A 16,849-nucleotide genomic window follows, 5' to 3' on the forward strand; every position below is an offset into this window, starting at 1 on the left:
CAAAAAAAGATTATTCTTCTGCCTTTGCTTCTTTCTTCTCGGGTTTCTTGTAGCTCTCGACAAGCACGATCTCCGAGATGCCCCTGATGAACTCGAACCCCTCGTGTATGATCCGGCCACGCCAGAGGAGCCACCGGCGGTCATAGTTGATGCCCGGCGGGAGGGTGACGACTGCCTTGCTGCCATCCATCACGATCTCCATTTCCCTGCCGGAATAGAGCCTGATGAGGCCCCTGAGCTGGTCGAGCGGTTCCTTGACAAGCTCCTCGATCTTGTAGGAGTATGTCAGGGTCTGCCCGGCAAGAGGTGCGTTGAAGTCCACGATGACCCGGTTGCCGATAACATCAACAACCGTTCCCTCGCCCTGCTCTTCGAGCCTTACCGGCATACCACGGACGGGCTTCTCGGAGAACTTGTTCTTCGGGAACGACTGGATCTTCTTCATGTCGCGTTCGCCGAACGCCTTTTCTGGCGGCACGGTCACGGTACCCTCTGCACCGGTCTTCTTGCCAACGAGTTCCTCGTCAAGGCCGAGAATGACATGCTTCTGTCCGACACAGACCGTGACCGGCCCGTAGATGGCGTTTGCGCTGTGAATCCCTGCGGTCTTTGCTTCGTCCTCGCGTGTCGTGTCAAAAACCCTGTCGCCGACACTGCCGGTGTAGCTGAGCCGGATAAAATCTCCTTCTTTTATTGCCATGGTTCACCTGAATGTTTCAAGATGGGTATACTGATTAGCCGGATAAGATCCCAAAGGAACCTTATCAGGTGGTAGCGGGTAAGCGTACCTGACTATATTAAGTCGTAATCAAGACAGATAAACTATGGCACTACCATGCTCGAAGTTGAACTGAAAGTCAGAATTCCTGACCTGGATCCAGTACGCAAGCGAATCCTCGCACTCAGTGCAGAGTCCTGCGGGAAGGCGCACGAGCATGACATCTATTACAACGCCCCGCACCGTGACTTCGGTAAAACCGATGAGGCGGTACGGGTACGCTATACCAACAACCACGCCGTTGTCACCTACAAGGGGCCCAAGATCAAATCATTCGGCCTCAAAGCCCGCGAGGAGCTGAACTTTTCCGTAGAGTCCGGAGAGACCTTCGAGAGAATGCTCGACCGGCTCGGCTTCAAGAGGACCCTTGAAGTGAACAAGTGGCGTGAGAATTACCGGCTGGGCCGTGCCTCAATCGCCCTTGACCAGGTTGAAGAACTTGGGACATTTGCCGAGATCGAGATCATCGCTGAGGATGAGAGCGAAAATCCGGCCGCTCTGATTGAAAAGATCGCAAGAGAGATTGGAGCCGATGGCACGCCCATCCTGGAGTCATACCTGGAACTGGTGCTTGCAAAACGAGAGAACGGGCTATAACCGGGAACAATCGTCCTGCTTTTCTCCCAAGGGAACAGACCCTAATTCCCGGTCCGACCAACAGTCCTCCTGCATGACCAATCCTGTTGCAACGGGTTGTTGTTCTCACCAGAGACGAGACCCGAAAACAACGGACGTTATCCGGCACACGAAACGGTTTTTCCCTGCGTTATTATCCCTGCGTTATCTTACCAGCAGCAGGAGCACGTTCATATTTCATCCAGACATCGGGTATTTTAGGTTACGACAGGTTTACAGAATAAAGAAGATGCTATTCTCCTGGAAGAACCTGTTTGCTGAAGTAAGCGACAGGACGAACTTTAAGAAAAGAGGATGATTTTCTGGCGGATGAATACCGCCACCTGCTGTCTATACCGTCAGCAGCTCGATCTTGATGTCGCGGGCATCCGTGCCGAAGTGGAGCATGGCGCAATGCCCATCCATTGCGGGGCCGGGGTTGACGACCTTGACACCATCGATCTCCATGACCCCGCGTGCCTCGTGGATGTGGGCACAGCAGACAAGGTCAAAGGACTTCATGTGCCGGCGGATGCTCTGGCTTCCCACGTGCTCCCCTGCCGGTTTATCAAGAGTCTCGTAGGGCGGTGCATGGCAGAGAAGGACATTGTGGACGGATTTTTCCATCTTCTTTATGGCGCCGTTCAGGACGTCATCGATCTGCTTGTCGGTCATCTCGAACGGGGTACCGAACGGGGTTGGGTTCGATCCGCCGACACCAACAATGGTCATCTTGCCAAGGTTCATCGAGGAACCGTGCATGCACACGGTGTCGGAGTGTTCGAGTGTATCGAGGATCTCACGGGGGTCGCAGTTGCCGGGCACGGCAAAACAGGGCACATCGATGCGTGAGAGCACGTCATCGACCGCGTCAACGGGACCCATATTGGTGATATCGCCTGCAATAAATACCGCTTCCGGAGAAAGCTCCAGAAATGAATCAATTTTACCGAATTGACCATGGAGATCTGCTATTAGCAGCACATCTTTCATGGTATATCATTTGAATGGCGTCGTAAAAACCTTATCTCCACCGCATTCCACGAACCGGTCAGGTGTCCCCGTAAGGCGAGGTCGCCGCAGACTTTTTCGGTCTCTGGCAGGAGCGGACGCGCAGGAGAACCGGCAAGGGATGTCCCGGGCAGCGGGATAAAGCGGTGGACGTGGACGGTACCGGCCCGTGCCACCTCGCGGATCAGGTCGAGCGTTGCGCGCTGGTCAGCATCGGTCTCAAACGGCAGGCCCACGATGAAATCGACGACCGGTGTCAATCCGTGCTCCCGGCAGAGATCGACTGCAGTGATCACGTCAGCCACCGTATGCCCCCGCTTCATCCGGGAAAGGACCGTGTCGCTCCCGGACTGGGCACCAAAGTGCAGTTTGGTATTCGTGCAGTACCGGTTGATCAGTTCCAGCGATGCCGTGCAGACAAACTCCGGGCGCACTTCACTCGGGAAGGTTCCAAAAAATATCTGGTTATGACAGCCTCGAAGGAGCCGTTCAACCTTGTCGAACCGCGGATGAACGCCGTCCGAGCCGTACGCGAGGGCATTGGGGGTGATGAACCTTGACTGGGAGTGCCGTTCTGTATACCGTGCAATCTCGTCAACAGACCGGTGCCTCATGCAGTGGCCGAAGATCTGGGGTGTCTGGCAGTAGCCGCAGGAGAACGGGCAGCCACGCGAGATCTCGATATACCCTTTGTACTCGGAGAAGGGAGGGAATGCATCCAGCCGGACCGCGGTATCCGCCGGCTGGTACCAGTCCCCGGTCATGACACCGGGAATCTTTCCATCGCCGCCGCGGGCAAGGCTGATGAGGAGCCGGGGGAGCGTATACTCCCCTTCGCCCACCACGACATAGTCGGCATAACCGGCCACCCCGCGGGGTACTGCCGAGACGTGCGGTCCGCCGACAATCGTGATACAATCAGCGCTAGCAATCTCCTTTTGGTAGCGTGCGGCACTGATCGATGTCAGGCTGTAGCACGTGATGTCCCCGGTCGGGGCATCAACCGGGTTGAGATGAATCCCTTCCCGTTCGCAGGCCGCATAGAGAACCGCAAAGGAGTTTCTTGCTGCATGGATATTCCTCCAGTTGACCTGCATGGCTACCAGAGTATGGCACGGGAGAAAAAAAGAGGGTTTTGGATCACGGTCAGTGCTGGCGGTACTCGCTGATCACATCAGTGACCTTGTAGGTCTGGCCGTTCATCTCGGAGACATAGACGACAACGCGGTCAGGATTGTTCGGATCCTTGGTCCCGACAAATTCCACCTGATCGCCTTTGTTCTTCCCGATCTTTGCAGTCTCGGTCGTTCCGTCTGACCGGTACAGCGTCACATCAATGGAACTGACAAGATTTTGTCCTTTGCCGCCATCGAAGACCACCGCGATCTTCCCATTGTACTCTTTTTCCTTGACGGTGACCGAGACCGCGTTGTTCTCCGGGACAACATCGGTTGGCGAAGGAACGAGGTTGGATCCCGTTGAGGCGCCCCCGGCTGAAGGCGATCCCGAGGTTTGTGCGGGCCCGGTTGTTCCCGTGCACCCGGCAATAAGAACCGCTGTGCAGAGAAGAAGGACGAAAAACACTGTGTATCTGCCTTGCATACCAGAACATGCGATCCGGAGTTATAAGATAGTTGTGCTGGATCAAAAACGAGGTCACGCCTCGCTGAGTTCCCCGTCATACTCCATAGTGCCCGTGTCCCCGTCCACGGTGACAGAGACACCCTCCTTCAGCTTAATCAGGGGGACGCTGGTCCGGTCAATCATCGGGATCCCGCCGATGATAGCACCGGTTGCAATGATCGCCTCCGCCTCGGTATTGACAATGGCAGCAGGGGCATGACCGTTCCGGCTCAGGGCATACAGGACATAGGAGCCTACTGTCGATCCTTTGCCATACGGGAAGGCAAGCACCGTGCCCGTGATACTCGTTCCCTGGAGCGGATGGCCCTTCTCCACGATGACACCGGTCTTCGGGTCAACGCCGGACAAAAACGAGATCGGAGCCGGGCTCACAAGCAGTTTTCCTTTGGCCTTTCCACGGGATATACCTCTTCCGCTGATATGCAAAATCACACCACATAAATGGTTGAAGATGAAGATATAAGAGTGATATGGAAGAGACCGCCGTTAACAGCTCTGCCCCTTCCAGCGAGCTCAAGTACCAGATCCAGCTCAACGAGCTCGAAGCCGCACTGCTCGACCTGAAGGTAAAGATCGAAGATCTCCAGAAGGAGAACGGCCAGCTCCGTCGCGAAAACAACCAGCTCAAGCGCATGCCGCTCTTTGTTGCCGTGGTTGTCGATATCCTGGAGAACGGGGATATCTATCTCCGCCAGCAGGGCAACAACCAGGAATACCTTACTACGGCCGGTGAAGAACTCCGCCCGCTCTTAAAACCCGGGGCAAAGGTCGCGGTCAACAACGCGCTCTCGATCGTCAAGGTTATCGGCAATATCTACGACTCCCGCGTCCGGGTGATGGAACTCGAGGAATCTCCCGAAATATCCTATGCCCAGATCGGCGGCCTTGCTGACGAGATCAAGGAAGTCCGGGAAGCTGTCGAGTATCCGCTGACCCGGCCGGAGATCTTCCAGCGGATTGGCGTTGAACCCCCCAAAGGGATCCTCCTCTTCGGTGCCCCCGGCACTGGTAAGACCCTGATTGCGAAGGCAGTTGCCCATGAGGCAAAGGCAACGTTCATCAGGATGTCCGGCAGCGAACTGGTCCACAAGTTCATCGGAGAGGGGGCAGGCCTCGTCCGGGAACTCTTCCAGCTGGCACGCGAACGCGCACCGGCCATCGTCTTCATCGATGAGATCGATGCAGTCGGGAGCATGCGGACAAACGACGGCACAAGCGGCAGCGCCGAGGTTCAGCGCACGCTTATGCAGTTGCTGGCCGAGATGGACGGCTTCGACAACCGTGGCGATGTCCGCATCATGGCGGCAACCAACCGGGCAGACATGCTGGACCCGGCACTCCTCCGCCCGGGCAGGTTTGATCGCCTGATCGAGATCCCGGTGCCGGACAAGGATGCACGGCTCCAGATCCTGAAGATCCACTCGCGGAGGATGCAGCTTGGCAACGTGGACATGGATACGATTGTCAGTATGACCGAGAACGCCACCGGCGCAGAACTCGAAGCGATCTGCCGTGAAGCCGGCATGATGGCCGTCCGCCGCGAAGCAGAAAAAGTCGAGATGGTCGATTTCACCGATGCTGCCCGCAAGGTGAAGAACGAGGCAGTTGCCGATAACCGGATGTACACCTGAGCCCGCGTTACGATGGGCGAAAAAGTTTGGAGAGAAGGATGAACATCCTCCTGATCCAGCGCGAAGGCACCGATCTCCACCATACTCTCTTTTCTTCGGAGACCAGCCGCATGGCGCTGCGGTTCTACCACCCGAAAAAGAAATCCTGCGGCGTGTACATCTCCTGTGCGGCATTGAGCAGTGCCCTTGCGCTTGTTGCAGAGTTGCGGTGGTATATCCGCCGCTACGTGCGCGAGCCCCTCTTTGAATGGGAACCGGGGATTTATTTCACCCACCAGCTGGCACAGGACGTCTATTATGAACGGACCGTTGTCCTTGGGCCCGGCTGGAAATACCGGAAACTCTACGGGTTCAAAAACGGAAAACTCATCAGTTCGGTCCCGATGGCACCAGGCTCAACGGTCGAGGAGTACCATCAGGAATATGCCGGTATTGACCACACGCTTGAGATCTGGTGTACGGAAGACGATGTGGAAGAAGGTGAACTCGTGGGCGGGCCGGATGACCTTACCTGATCCCTGCCATTCAACCACGGCTTCGGGCAGAATAGTTCCCGTATGAAGAGATGAAAAAAGGGACAGGAAAAGGACGAGCTCTTTTAGAGGCCCGCCCTTAAACGATCGGTTCACGCCGGAGGAGCCAGCAGAGTACAAAGCAGGCGCCCATCAGGGCGAGCAGCGCGATGCCTTCAATGGCCCGGAACATCACCGGGTAATGGTTCATGGTCTTTGTTATGGTCATATGCCGGTATCTCCTGTATCATTGCCAGCCCGGGCTTCTCCCGCACAGAATCCTGCCGGGAGTCCCGCACTGCCGTACACAACCATCGCCCGTTCGCGATATATATTCCTCAAATAGGTGAGGGTGATTCACCCTACCGCGCGGGGTGTTCAGCTAACTTCCGGGTTCAGGGAATCATAAAAAGAGAGGGATACCTGGTTTGCCCGCACATTACGCGAACATGACGCCTTCGGTTCCGGGCAGGCCGCGGTGGAAATCAAGGCCGACCTTCTCAATGGCCGAGAGGAAGTCTTCCTGCGTGATGGCAGAACGCTCCTTGCGTATCGCAAACATCCCGGCCTCCATGCAGATGGCCCGGAGGTCGGCACCGTTCTTGCCCTCCGTGAGCCGTGCCACTTCAGCAAGGTTGACACCCTCATCAACGGTCAGCGAACGGCAGTGAACTTTCAGGATGGAGAGCCGGCCCTTCTCGTCAGGCAGGGGGATCTCGATGATCCGGTCGAACCGGCCGGGCCGGAGGAGCGCCTTGTCGAGGATGTCGATCCGGTTTGTCGCACCGATGATCTTCACATCGCCCCGGTTCTCGAAGCCGTCCATTCCCGCAAGGAGCTGCATCAGCGTGCGCTGGACCTCGCGATCACCGGAGGTGTTTGCCTCGGTCCGGCTTGCTCCCACGGCATCGATCTCGTCGATGAAGATGATAGTCGGGGCCTTCTTCTTCGCAAGATCGAAGAGTTCGCGGACGAGCCGTGCGCCTTCTCCGATGTATTTCTGGACCAGTTCCGATCCCACGACCCGCATGAAATGGGCATTGGTCTCATGGGCAACGGCCTTTGCAAGCAGGGTCTTACCAGTGCCGGGCGGCCCGTGGAGAAGGACCCCCTTTGGTGGTTCGACGCCGATCCGCTCGAAGAGTTCGGGGCGCTTCAGCGGCAGTTCCACAGCCTCCTTGATTTCGTTGATCTGCTGCTCAAGCCCGCCGATGTCCATGTAATTCTCCTGCGGCGAGTCCACCAGTTCCATACCGTAGACCTGTGCATCAAAGGAGCTCGGGAGCAGTTCAACGATCGCAAGCGACTGCTGGTTCAGCGTGCAGCGTACCCCCGGCTTGAGGTCGTCTGCACTGATGGAGGGTGAGCTCCGCACTAAAAACCGCGGGCCTGCGCTGCTCCGGACGATCACCCGGTTTGCATCTACAATGTCAGTGACCGTGCCGATGATCAGGGGCGGGCTCCTCAGCTGCTCGCTCTCGCTCTTGAGTTTCCGCACTTCCCGCTCGTACCGGATCTTCTGGGTCTCGATGTACCGCTTGTCCGCCTCGATCTGCCTCAGTTGTTCGCGCAGCTCAAGGTTGCGGGATTCGAGATTGCCGACACGTTCCATCATCTGGACCTCGAGATCATGCTTGTCGCCCTCGATCTGGGCGAGCTGCTCGCGGAGTTGTTCGGACAGCGTGCGGTACAACCGGTACAGTTCCTCAGGAGTCTGGGGCTCCGGGGACTGGTGGATGGTGTCGGACATCTCGTTCCTCAGTTAGTTATATTGGGAAACTGCATATAAAGGGTTTGTGAGGAGGCAAACGTCAGGTCACTCTACCGGATCCATTCAGAGGGCATTTAAAGTCTGAAAACAACCTTTCTTGTGAGAATATGCAGTGCGAAATGTGCGGTGAAACCATTCGCGGTCCCCCCAAACTTGTCCGGGTCGAGGGTGCCGAGCTGCAGGTCTGTGCCAAATGCGGGAAGTTCGGCACCGAGGTCCAGCAGGTGAGGCGCACGGACCTCGTCCGGCCGGCCGGCGCAAAGCCCGCGGGCAACGTGAAGTCCCCGGCAGTGACCTCTTCCTCGTACCGAAAGCGGGACATGTTCGATTTTATCGAAGGCGAAATCGTGGACGACTATAATGTCCGCATCCGGAACGCCCGCATGGAGAAGGGGCTCTCCCAGAAGGACCTTGCCATGCAGATGAAGGAGAAGGAGCACCTCATCCAGAAGATCGAGAACCGCGACCTGATCCCCGAGGAGCAGGTGAGGAAGAAACTCGAGAAGGTGCTTGGGATCCGGCTCATCGATGTACCGGACACTGATGTGGAGAAGAAAGGCCCGGGTTCCATGGCGCCGACGCTCGGCGACCTGACGATCATCCGGAAAGCCAAAAAATAATCAATCCCCCTGTTTTTTCGTTATGCAAGATCGATGACCGCGTTGTGCAGGATGTCAAGCGTATCCCGCATGGCCCTGCCCGCGTCACGGAGATGATGGTAAACCTCCCGGGTCCGTATCGCCTGCATGGCATCATTAGTCTGGAGGAGTTCTGCCATACCAGTGATATACTGCTCTTCCAGCGAATTGTATGCCCTCCGGGCCTGGCGGATCTCACTCTCAACAGTATCTTTATTGGAATCGAGGGCCTTGATCCCCCGCCGGATGCATTCCGTTCCCTCAAGCAGCTGCAGCGCCATGCGGCGGATGTGTCCATCCGGCGCCACCGAGAATGCGACCATCTCTTTTGCAGTCTCCTTGGAGAAGTTGAGAATATAATCCATCTGCCGGGAGATACTGTAAATGTCCTGCCGGTCAAAAGGCGTTGAAAACGACCGGATGAGTTTGTCCTCCATATCGTGCCGCATCAGGTCGACCTCGTTCTCGATCTCTTCAAGCCCCGACGGGCTTTTCAACGGCAGGGCGTTCAGCCAGATAACAAACTCCCGTACACCGACAACTGTCCAGTCCGCCTGTTCATCAAGCATTGCGTAAAAGTCATGTTCGCGCGGGAAGAGTGCGGCAAAGAGGCCTCCGTTCTTTGTGCTTTTTCTTTCAGGTTCTGGTTTCTTCACAAATATCACGATCCAACAAGGGGAGAGATGAAAAGGAACAACATGCCGGCAATGAGCATGGTGACCGGAATTGTGATCGCCATAGCGATAATGATCTCCCTGCCCACCCGCCACTGAACCCTCCGCGGATTATCGGCAGCTCCTACACCGAGGACAGACATGGTGATCACATGTGTCGAAGAGACGGGAGCACCGGCAACGGTTGACAAAGCGATGGAGGCCGCAGAGAAAAACTGCGAATCAAACGAATGGACCGGTTCGATCCGGAAGATCCGTCGCCCAAGGGTATTCATGATCCGCCATCCGCCGCTGATCGTCCCCAGCGCCATCAGGGCAGCACACGCGTACCGTGTCCAGAGCGGTACCTCCGGGGTTGCCGCAAAACCCGCGGCAACAAGGACCATCGCTATCATACCCATCTGCTTCTGGGGATCATTTGCCCCGTTGAAGAACGCCATCAGGGCAGCTGTACACCAGTTGAGAGTGACGATCTTCCTGTTCTGGCGGCGCTCCATATTGCGCATAAGGAAATCCGTTGTTTTGTGCAATACAAAACTTCCTGCAAATCCTATGATGGCAGACAGGACAAAGAAAACAAGGATCTTCATGAAACCGACAAGTTCCGGTTCCGGACCGGCAAGTTCGGCAAATCCCCAGGCAATGCTCGATATGCCTGCGGCAACGATGCTCCCTCCGATAAGACCCCCGATCAGCGAGTGGGTGGAGGATGAGGGAAGCCCGAACTTCCACGTAATGATGTTCCAGGTCGTTGCTGTAACAAGTGCAACGAAGAGGACGATCAGTTCTCCGGCCCCGGGCTGGATGCTGATGAGCCCGACCATGGTGAAGGCAACTGCACTCCCCCCGAAAACCGCCCCGAGAAGAGACATTCCTGCAACAAGGATGATTCCGGCGCGTGGCGATGCAGAACGCGAGGCAATGAAGGTAGCAGCGATTGAGCTAGCATCCTGGAACCCGTTGGTAAAGGTGAACGCGAGCGCAAGGAGGATTGTGAGGATCGCAATCACGAACATAGGGATGCATCCGTGCACGTACGGGCTGCAAGCCGACATGTGCCACATACCCAGTATAGATGGGTGAGAATTAAAAAGGCGCCTGCCATTTCAGGCCGGACACCGCGGGGGAAGAATCCCGTGGGCATTCCAGCCGTACGAATGCGGCCCGAGGCGCTGGTTATGCGGGAGTCGTTGAGACAACTGGAGTTATGTCGGAGGATTATTCCGGTACCGTTGCAGGGGCGTTGACTGGTCCGGTATATGCCCCGGAACCAAGCCACCAGTCGTCAGCCACCTGCCTGCCGTATCCCAGCTTGGACTCCATGATGTCGTTGTCCCAGGGGTTGATGTACACGTAACGATAGAAACCGCTCCCGTTCCGGACAACTTCGGCCATCTCTTTCACAAAAACCGCGTTGGCTCCGTCACGTTGTTTACCGATCGCTTCCGGGTTGATCGGGTGGGCAAGGGTCGTGCCATTATACCCGTATGCGAAGATATAGAGTTCCCCCTGCACAAACGAGCCGTTACGATCATTGAATTCAGACAGGGCCCGCTCAGTGCCCTGCACCGTTGCATACATGACCGCGCTGTCGACAAACGAGACAAGGGTCTCATTTGAGACATACGGCATTATCGGGCTGGCCGGAGCAGCAGTGTGTATTGTCGGAACCGGTTGGGACCGGCTCTCTGCGCAGCCGGCAACAAGCACCAGCGTGATGAGTATGAGCACGAGATGGAGATAGAGCAGGGATTTTTTCATGGGTGTATTATTGGTATTTTTCACTTTATAGGATAATCTGTGTTGGAAGGATTCCGTGCCGGAATGCCAGCGTGTTCTGGAAGGGCCCCCGAATATCGCCGATACCTTTTTGTACAAACCGATCTCCACATACCTATTCGGAAGATCTCCAAACATTTAGGGGGACTGGTTAACTGTCTGACGGACCGGATAGCGGAATATAATCCGGTGCCGTCAGGATATGAGCCGTGCACTACAGGCTCCGATCCAGAAACCATCCATACACAAGGACGATCATGGCACGCATTCACGGCATCTCCGGCAGTACCCGGTTTCTTCTGAACGGGACACGGCCGGTTCACGGAAAAAAACTGGCTACTCTTGACGATATCAACCGGTTCCTTGAAGAGTACCAGGCCCTGCTTGCGGATGCCGCCATCGTTGAGGAGAAACGCCAGGAGGAGATCATCCGGGCACTGGCCGAACGGGAAAAGGAACTCGACACACAACTAAACGAAGAGGTCGAAAAACGCACGCGGGAAGTCTATACCCGCATCCTTGAGATCAATGAGCGGATCGAAGCCAGTGAATCGTTCTTCGTGATCCTGGGGCTCTTAATCCGGTTCTGGGGGGCAAACCTAGTCAGTTCCTGGAGGATACACCTTCCCACCATGGGAATAACATGGAAAATCCGGAACCTGAAAAAGGAGCGGGAGCGTGCGGTTGCCGGCAAAGCCGTGACCGTGAGTGCCGCAAGCGGGGACATCGCCGCAACCGCAGCGTTCCTGCAGAAGAACCGCTCCTACCTGATCGGGGCAACGGCAGAACAGCAGGTGATTGCCCTCCTCTCCACGCTGCCGGATGAATACCACATCATGAGCGGGGTCAACCTGCGCCGGTTCGATACCGCGTACTGGTGGAAGAGACCGGACGAGATCCGGTTCCAGCAGATTGACCCGGTTGTCATCGGGCCCACCGGGCTCTTTCTTATCGGCACCAAGAACTGGTCTGGAGCAGACATCGAGCTGAAGACCGGCGACATCAAGCGGCAGGTGAAGGTCGCCACCCATGCCCTCTGGGTGTACATGAAAGACGAATACCGGTTCTACGAGCGAAACCCGAAGATACGGTGCGTTATCGTCTCCACGAAAGGTGCCCATCCCGACCTGAAGCTCGACAAGGATATCGATGTGATCACGCTCAACCGGCTGATTGAATACATCACGCAGCGTGAGAAGATCCTGACCCCGATGAATGTCGAGCGCCTGACCCACGTCATCTCATTCTCGGAAGCCTGCTGATCAGCGGGAAGAGTGTTGCATCTGTACCGGCGCAGTTGCACGCCAGGTGGTTGAAAAAACCCTCATGGCCCGACCTGTTGCGTACTGGAGCAACAAAAGAGGTGCAGCACAGGTCTTGTGTTTCCTGTCCCACAGGATAATCCGGGTGTGCTGAAGAATACCCCTGACCCCGGGTTACACCCATGCGGTCAGAACATACAGGCAGGAGAAGACGGCAGGGTTCTCGTAACCCTGCTCCACATTCCCCTCCTTGCTCCGGTAGCGTAACACTGCGGTCCTGTCCCGATCCAAAGAATAACTATGTCCTGCGATAAGGAACGACCGTGGGATAATCATGTCGTTAGAAGACGATCTCTGCAGGAAGTTCCGGTTCCGGGTGAAATGGAACGGCCGGTACGTTGCCGGCTTCCCGGAGGCCTCCCCACTCCCCGTGGACATGAGGCGGGCAGGCCAGAGACAGAGCGGCGGCCCGCCCCCCGCAATAGGGCCTGAGGGTCAGTGCACGCCGTATTTCATCAACCTTGACCGGAGCATTGCCGTTGACCTCGGGTTCGCGCAGTGGATCGCCATGGTGCGGAGTTTCGGCCCGGCAACCGGCAAAGGCTCCCTGCTTCCGGAATACAAGCGGCCATTCACCATCGAGGCATGCGATGAAAACGGAGACGTTGAGTATTCCTATTATCTCTCCAACTGCTGGGTGGACGAGTACCGGGCATTCCCGGACCCCGATGCAGGTTCCAGGGAGGTTGCCATTGAGCACCTGAGACTCGGGTACGATGACTGGAGCCGGGAACCGTTGGAAGGGAAATGAACGCGGGATCCCTGATCGCTCCGGCGCACGGGAGCCCGGTTCAGTGCCGGAATCCACTGCGCTGCCGTAAGATTCCCCTGGTCAGGGATACATAATCGCAAAGAAAAGAGCGGATGCCTGGTCTCAGGCTTTTTTAAGCATGTCGATGGATGAGGTGTAATGCGTGCCGTCATCCACGGAGATCAGTTCGATCTCACCGGGAGAAGTGATCTCGCCGAAGCTGTACCCCCCGGTCTTCTGGAGGAGCGTGAGAGTCTTCCCATCGCGACCGATCACACCGGAGAAGGAGATGGATTCGGTATTGTTGCCATTGCCAAAGACAAATGTCCCCGCAAAGATCCGGCCCTGCTGTTCTGCAACGATCATCGACATCGTCGTGTTGCCATGGTTCGTGAATCCTGCATCCGGTTCATATCCTATGGTAGGACCCCCTCCAGGTGCCCCTGAAGTCCGGCGGGGCCTGGGACGCCCCATCCGCGGGTTGTGCTGACGGTGCTGCTGCCGGAGCCGGGGTTGCACACCTGCAGGCGATCACGGCGATAATGAGGAGAAGTGCGGTTGCTACTATTTTCATACGGACGGAGGTTGACCGGGTGTGTATTTATCGGCCGGCGATCCGCTTCTGCCGGGCAGCGTCGCAAATGGCGACCCGAGCAGGAACGCGAACTGGTCCGGGGATCTCCCGAAGAGAAGAGAGATCCCGATTGCAGCACAGATCACCGCAGGGACCAGGAAGAGAATGAACGGCAGTTCTCCACAAGTGAATCCGTTGGGTGCCGAATAGCCGTTCCCGGTAATCCTTCCAGAGTTCCGGGCTTTTTGATCTTAAGAACATGACGAGCGTTGCAACGAATGGCCCGCAGAGCCCGAGGAATACCAGCAGCCCCTCCGGTCCTTCCATTCCCCCGCGGCACCGGCCCACATGGCCCACGTGACAAGATATGCAATGAGGAAGAAGGGTACGGGGCGGTAAGGGATCCGGGCATTCACTCTTCTCTCAGCCATCTGGTTTTTTTACTGTGAACAAGGGGCAATCGGACAGCAGGCCTTCCGGTTCACTGCCGGCCGGTGAGAAAAAAGGGAGAACGAAAAATCAGAAGGTTTACTTGATCTTCTTCTCAAGTTTCTTGAGTTTCTTCTGCGCTTCCTTGCTCCCTGCAGCTGCCTGCTTTGCGAGCTCCTCTGCTTTCTCTTTCTTTGCCTTGTTCAGCTTAACCAGTTGTTTCTTGCTTGTCGGCATATCAGGTTCACCCTGTGTGAATGGTTGATGTTATCGTTGTTCTCATTTAACGATATCCCACGCTCGCAGTACTGTGACGGGACCATGTCCAATCCATACGTATTTTTAATCCGGATACTGATAAACGATCACGAGGAACAAAAAACACACAACACGGGTTGTTGACGAGAAAGAGGGCCTGATGGAATGCCTTGTCTGCGGGGAAAAGTATCACACTACCATGAAAGCTGATGCAGAAGGAAAATTCCACCCGGCACACTGGGAGTGCGTCAACAAGTGCCGGTTCATCCACCACGATGAGAAGCCGACACACAAAAAGTAACTTCTTTTGCCTCCCGTTTTCAGGTGTGCGACGTCATCTCAGATCATCCATAAGATTTGAATTCAAACCAAAACATTCCTAAAATGCCGGATAACCGGTTTCCTGTGTCGGGGTTCGCCCCTTTTCCCTGCTCTGGAGAAATCATTCGAATTCGGCCCTCTCCGGATTCGTGAGTATGACCCCGCCTGTCGAACAAGATGTTTCCCATAGATTTCTCTGCACATCATGTTCCACGGGGCGATAGTCGGGAGACCCCGGGCGCCCATAGTTCCATCGCAATCCAATACTATTCCTTGCAGTTTTTCTCCAGAGCATATTTTTAAAAAAAATGCCTTGATAAAAAGGATCGTGTGGATCGTTCTGGTTCCCATGATTCGTGCCAGCGGATGCTGCGAAAAAATTACGCAGAGGCCCGGGTAAATGCCCCGCTCCGCCCGGGCGCCTCGTAGCGCGTGAACCATACACCGGTTGCATGTGCACTGGTTCCTGCGCTGAACTTCACGAGGATCCCCGAGATCTCTTCGCTGAAGGTGTCCCCGTCATACGGCAGAAGGGCAAACGGCGTCGTGCTGTGGCCCGGCGGGTATACCTGGAGTTTACCGGACTCTTCCACGACCCTGGCCGTGCCGTAATAATCCTGCGTGTACGAGCCGGTGTAATACTTCAGGTCGCGGGGAGGCTGCGGGTTCACCGGTTTCTGCACCGGTTCTGGGAAATGGGTGTCAAACCATGCCTGCAGTTCCTGCTGTGCCACGGCATACCAGTCCTTCCCTATTCTGCCATTGTAGTACAGGTCGTTCCAGGCATTGCTGAGGCTCCCTGCCACGACATTGCCTTCCGGGAATTTGTTGGTTAAGACAACGAGCGCCATCTTCTCTTCGGGCCAGACCGTGATGATCGTGGCAGTGCCCTGCGAGAACATCCCATCCTTCTCGATACGGCTGCGGCCGCCGTCAAGGAAGGTGTTCCAGCCCATGCCGGAACCCATCATCCCGGTCCCTGAATAACTCCTGATAAACTGTGGCGTGTGGGACTCCTTAAGGGCGCTGGCATTGACAACCTGTTTCCCGTCAAGGGACCCGCCGTTTGCCTGAAAGCGGGCGTACCGTACCATGTCATTGATGGTGGAACTCACGCCACCAGCTGGGGAGTTTATGTCATCGTCCACGGGCGGCCCGGCAACCGGAGTCCCCTCGTGCATCGGGTACAGCTCCACGCGGTCCGGCGATGCGGTAAAGTCACTGAACCGTGCGCTCGTGTTATACATGCCGGCCGGGATGAAGATCCGTTCGGCAACAAGATCCTCATAGGGTTTACCCGCTTTCATCGCAGCGGTCACTCCCGCGATCGTGATCCCGATATTGGAATAGGCATATGATGAGCGGAAACCCCCGAGTCCGAGGTACGGAAGCCTGTCCATGATCTCCTGCCGGGAGTATTTCAGGTCATTCTGGAGATCGTCGGCACCGTACTCCGGCAGGCCCGAGCGGTGCGAGAGGAGATCCCGGAACGTGACGTGCTGCGTGACGTACGGGTCGGAGAGCCTGAACGCAGGATTCACTGACACGATCGTATCGTCCCACGAAAGTTCGCCGTTCCCGACCATCTCTGCGATCATGGTCCCGGTCACGGACTTGGAGATGGACGCGAGCTGGAACCGGGTGTCCGGCCCGACCGGCTCGTTCGTGGTGACGTTCTTTACACCGAAGGTCCGGAGGTAGATGACCTTGTCATCCCTGACAATGGCAACCGCCATTCCCACGACACCGCTCTGGCTGAAGGTCTTCTCTGCATAAGCATCGAACTGCGGGACGAGCGTTGCGGTATCTGCTGTTGCGGACGTTTTTGCAGGTGTGCCGGCTGTTGTCGGAGCCTGCGGCTGGACAGACGCCTGTTGCGTGCACCCGGCTGCGAGAACGGCAGCGCATACAAGCACAATGAGAACATAGTGACGGCTTACCTGCATGATGGAACACGCGGATTTTATTTTGAGACCTCATAAACGTAGTGATTTTTTCGCATCCACTTCAGGGCCGGTTCAGCAATCCCGGTACGAACCCGCACATGCCGTTACGTCCGGATTTACCGAAGAGCGGATGGTTGTGCAAATCACCGGCAACTGCATGAGCATCAGGACAAAACTCCCCGTAACCTGCCGGTA

General features: G+C 56.3%; 19 protein-coding genes. 6 read left to right on the forward strand and 13 right to left on the reverse strand.

From position 1 onward, the window contains the following. Positions 1–10: 10 nt before the first annotated feature. Positions 11–700, reverse strand: coding sequence for an FKBP-type peptidyl-prolyl cis-trans isomerase (locus tag METFOR_RS07550; RefSeq protein ID WP_015285525.1), 690 nt, complete (start codon positions 698–700; stop codon positions 11–13). A gap of 135 nt (positions 701–835) precedes the next feature. On the opposite strand from METFOR_RS07550, the gene cyaB reads away from it, so the two are divergent. Continuing rightward, a complete protein-coding gene (cyaB, locus tag METFOR_RS07555) occupies positions 836–1,375 on the forward strand; it encodes a class IV adenylate cyclase (RefSeq protein WP_015285526.1) in 540 nt (179 codons plus the stop codon). A gap of 369 nt (positions 1,376–1,744) precedes the next feature. Here cyaB and METFOR_RS07560 read toward each other — a convergent pair whose 3' ends face one another. Genes METFOR_RS07560 through METFOR_RS07575 form a run of 4 tightly spaced genes read right to left on the reverse strand, consistent with a single transcriptional unit; the run spans position 1,745 to position 4,474 of the window. After that, positions 1,745–2,386, reverse strand: a complete 642-nt coding sequence (locus tag METFOR_RS07560) for a metallophosphoesterase family protein (RefSeq protein WP_015285527.1) — start codon at positions 2,384–2,386, stop codon at positions 1,745–1,747. Then, a complete protein-coding gene (locus tag METFOR_RS07565) occupies positions 2,383–3,501 on the reverse strand; it encodes a TIGR04013 family B12-binding domain/radical SAM domain-containing protein (protein ID WP_015285528.1) in 1,119 nt (372 codons plus the stop codon). The genes METFOR_RS07560 and METFOR_RS07565 overlap by 4 nt, the downstream gene beginning before the upstream one ends. 49 nt (positions 3,502–3,550) lie before the next feature. Then, the gene (locus METFOR_RS07570; protein ID WP_015285529.1) at positions 3,551–4,006 is read right to left on the reverse strand and encodes a hypothetical protein; all 456 of its coding nucleotides are present in this window, start codon (positions 4,004–4,006) and stop codon (positions 3,551–3,553) included. Positions 4,007–4,060: 54 nt separating this feature from the next. Then, positions 4,061–4,474 (reverse strand): DUF126 domain-containing protein, encoded by a 414-nt coding sequence (locus METFOR_RS07575; protein WP_015285530.1) that lies wholly within the window; start codon positions 4,472–4,474, stop codon positions 4,061–4,063. 44 nt (positions 4,475–4,518) lie between these two features. Here METFOR_RS07575 and METFOR_RS07580 point away from each other — a divergent pair, with 44 nt between their 5' ends. Both METFOR_RS07580 and METFOR_RS07585 read left to right on the forward strand, forming a co-directional pair. After that, a complete protein-coding gene (locus tag METFOR_RS07580; RefSeq protein ID WP_015285531.1) occupies positions 4,519–5,679 on the forward strand; it encodes a proteasome-activating nucleotidase in 1,161 nt (386 codons plus the stop codon). 38 nt (positions 5,680–5,717) lie between these two features. Further along, the gene (locus METFOR_RS07585) at positions 5,718–6,194 is read left to right on the forward strand and encodes a DUF5804 family protein (protein ID WP_015285532.1); all 477 of its coding nucleotides are present in this window, start codon (positions 5,718–5,720) and stop codon (positions 6,192–6,194) included. A 97-nt stretch (positions 6,195–6,291) separates the two neighbouring features. Here the strand turns inward: METFOR_RS07585 and METFOR_RS16060 are convergent, their stop codons facing one another. Continuing rightward, positions 6,292–6,420: a hypothetical protein gene (locus tag METFOR_RS16060; protein WP_015285533.1), complete on the reverse strand. Its 129-nt coding sequence runs from the start codon at positions 6,418–6,420 to the stop codon at positions 6,292–6,294. 210 nt (positions 6,421–6,630) lie between these two features. Then, a complete protein-coding gene (locus METFOR_RS07590; protein ID WP_015285534.1) occupies positions 6,631–7,941 on the reverse strand; it encodes a proteasome-activating nucleotidase in 1,311 nt (436 codons plus the stop codon). A 128-nt stretch (positions 7,942–8,069) separates the two neighbouring features. Here METFOR_RS07590 and METFOR_RS07595 point away from each other — a divergent pair, with 128 nt between their 5' ends. Continuing rightward, on the forward strand, positions 8,070–8,582 hold the full coding sequence (locus METFOR_RS07595) for a multiprotein bridging factor aMBF1 (protein WP_015285535.1): 513 nt from the start codon (positions 8,070–8,072) through the stop codon (positions 8,580–8,582). Between the two features lie 20 nt (positions 8,583–8,602). Here METFOR_RS07595 and METFOR_RS07600 read toward each other — a convergent pair whose 3' ends face one another. From METFOR_RS07600 to METFOR_RS07610, 3 genes are all read right to left on the reverse strand, one after another. After that, on the reverse strand, positions 8,603–9,256 hold the full coding sequence (locus tag METFOR_RS07600) for a DUF47 domain-containing protein (RefSeq protein ID WP_233504363.1): 654 nt from the start codon (positions 9,254–9,256) through the stop codon (positions 8,603–8,605). Between the two features lie 5 nt (positions 9,257–9,261). Then, positions 9,262–10,329: an inorganic phosphate transporter gene (locus tag METFOR_RS07605; protein WP_233504364.1), complete on the reverse strand. Its 1,068-nt coding sequence runs from the start codon at positions 10,327–10,329 to the stop codon at positions 9,262–9,264. Positions 10,330–10,492: 163 nt separating this feature from the next. Then, positions 10,493–11,035, reverse strand: coding sequence for a cache domain-containing protein (locus METFOR_RS07610; RefSeq protein ID WP_015285538.1), 543 nt, complete (start codon positions 11,033–11,035; stop codon positions 10,493–10,495). Positions 11,036–11,310: 275 nt separating this feature from the next. Here METFOR_RS07610 and METFOR_RS07615 point away from each other — a divergent pair, with 275 nt between their 5' ends. Then, positions 11,311–12,315 (forward strand): nuclease-related domain-containing protein, encoded by a 1,005-nt coding sequence (locus METFOR_RS07615; RefSeq protein WP_015285539.1) that lies wholly within the window; start codon positions 11,311–11,313, stop codon positions 12,313–12,315. A 334-nt stretch (positions 12,316–12,649) separates the two neighbouring features. Next, entirely contained in the window at positions 12,650–13,126 is a 477-nt protein-coding gene (locus tag METFOR_RS07620) for a phage tail protein (RefSeq protein ID WP_015285540.1), read from the forward strand. A gap of 123 nt (positions 13,127–13,249) precedes the next feature. Here METFOR_RS07620 and METFOR_RS15325 read toward each other — a convergent pair whose 3' ends face one another. The 3 genes from METFOR_RS15325 to METFOR_RS07630 all read right to left on the reverse strand — a co-directional run bounded on the left by METFOR_RS15325 (position 13,250) and on the right by METFOR_RS07630 (position 16,654). Then, positions 13,250–13,645 (reverse strand): hypothetical protein, encoded by a 396-nt coding sequence (locus METFOR_RS15325; protein WP_148277632.1) that lies wholly within the window; start codon positions 13,643–13,645, stop codon positions 13,250–13,252. Positions 13,646–14,228: 583 nt separating this feature from the next. Beyond that, positions 14,229–14,366, reverse strand: coding sequence for a hypothetical protein (locus tag METFOR_RS15810; protein WP_015285541.1), 138 nt, complete (start codon positions 14,364–14,366; stop codon positions 14,229–14,231). A gap of 722 nt (positions 14,367–15,088) precedes the next feature. Continuing rightward, positions 15,089–16,654, reverse strand: a complete 1,566-nt coding sequence (locus tag METFOR_RS07630) for a serine hydrolase (protein WP_015285543.1) — start codon at positions 16,652–16,654, stop codon at positions 15,089–15,091. Positions 16,655–16,849: the final 195 nt, after the last annotated feature.

Source organism: Methanoregula formicica SMSP (assembly GCF_000327485.1).
GTDB classification, from domain to species: Archaea; Halobacteriota; Methanomicrobia; order Methanomicrobiales; family Methanospirillaceae; genus Methanoregula; species Methanoregula formicica.